The following is a 1,105-nucleotide window of genomic DNA, read 5'->3' as shown; positions in this document are numbered from 1 at the left end:
CGGTTTTCCTGAACAGCTTCTTATCCAGCGCCTCTTCGAGAAGCTTGATCTGGCCACTGAGCGTTTGCGGCGTGATGTGCAACTGCTCGCCCGCGCGCACGATGCCGCCGGCGCGAGCCGCGACCCAGAAGTAATAGAGATGCTTGAAATTCAAGAATCCTCCACCGATTACCGAAAGATATGTTTTTCCCGAAGTATCAGCAATAAAAATACGAATTTTATGTTGGCATGGGTTCAGTTAGATTCAAACCTCGCCCCGAAGCGTCGGCGGGCGTTTCATGACAGCTGACAGAGGTGACATATGGCATCGGTTGCAGAATTGCTGCGTGCGAAAGCTTCCCGGACAGTGTGGTCGATCGAGGCATCCGCTTCGGTTTGCAACGCGATATCGATCATGGCTCACAGGGAGGTTGGAGCGCTCATCGCCACGCACGACGGGCGCATAGCCGGCATCGTGACGGAGCGCGATTACGCCCGGAAGATCGTTCTGATGGAACGCTCGTCAACGAATACGCCTGTGCGCGACATCATGTCGACGGCGGTGCGTTATGTCAGTCCGAAGCAGACGACGGACGAGTGCATGGCGATCATGACAGAACATCGGATTCGCCATCTGCCTGTGATCAGCGCAGGGCAGGTGACAGGAATGGTGTCGATCGGCGACCTGATCAAGAACCTGATTTCCGAGCAGGAACACACCATCCGGCAACTGGTGCACTACATCCACGGCAACGGTTTTCACGCCGCTTTTGATGGATCGAAGGCACAACCGGCGGCGAGCTTGCGTAGCTAAAAATATTACTGTTCGTAATGTATTTGCGCGCGCAAATGGAGCGCGTTGCGGGCAGTTTCGCGACTCATCGAAAGAGGTTTTTATGTACACGCAAATCATCAACAGATTACGAGGTGCTGCCGGTGCAGTCACGCGCGGCACGGCCGCGCTCGGTCTGGCGGGACTGCTGGCGCTGGGCGCCGTGACGTCGAACGACGCCGAGGCGAAGCGCGTAGGCGGGAGTCAAAGCATCGGGCGGCAGTCGCAGACGGCGTCGCCGTCTGGACAAGCGCAGCGAAGCCAACAGGCACAGCCGGCACAACAGGCCGCGCA

At 57.6% G+C, this 1,105-nt stretch carries 2 protein-coding genes and 1 pseudogene; 2 read left to right on the top strand and 1 reads right to left on the bottom strand.

Going from position 1 to position 1,105, the window contains the following annotated elements:
* Positions 1 to 154, bottom strand: a 154-nt coding sequence (locus tag F6X39_RS36105) for a LysR family transcriptional regulator (RefSeq protein ID WP_187620152.1), incomplete at its 3' end; no start/stop codon positions are given.
* Positions 155 to 301: 147 nt separating this feature from the next.
* Between F6X39_RS36105 and F6X39_RS36100 the strand changes: the two genes are divergently transcribed.
* Entirely contained in the window at positions 302 to 793 is a 492-nt protein-coding gene (locus tag F6X39_RS36100; protein ID WP_187620151.1) for a CBS domain-containing protein, read from the top strand.
* An 82-nt stretch (positions 794 to 875) separates the two neighbouring features.
* A pseudogene (locus F6X39_RS36445) lies at positions 876 to 1,105 on the top strand (Tim44 domain-containing protein); the annotation flags it as partial.

The sequence above is a fragment of the Paraburkholderia sp. UCT2 genome (genome assembly GCF_014397665.1).
Taxonomy (GTDB): Bacteria; Pseudomonadota; Gammaproteobacteria; order Burkholderiales; family Burkholderiaceae; genus Paraburkholderia; species Paraburkholderia tuberum.
Note: the sequence above shows the minus strand (reverse complement) of the source record. Positions and strands in the feature narration are given on the sequence as shown.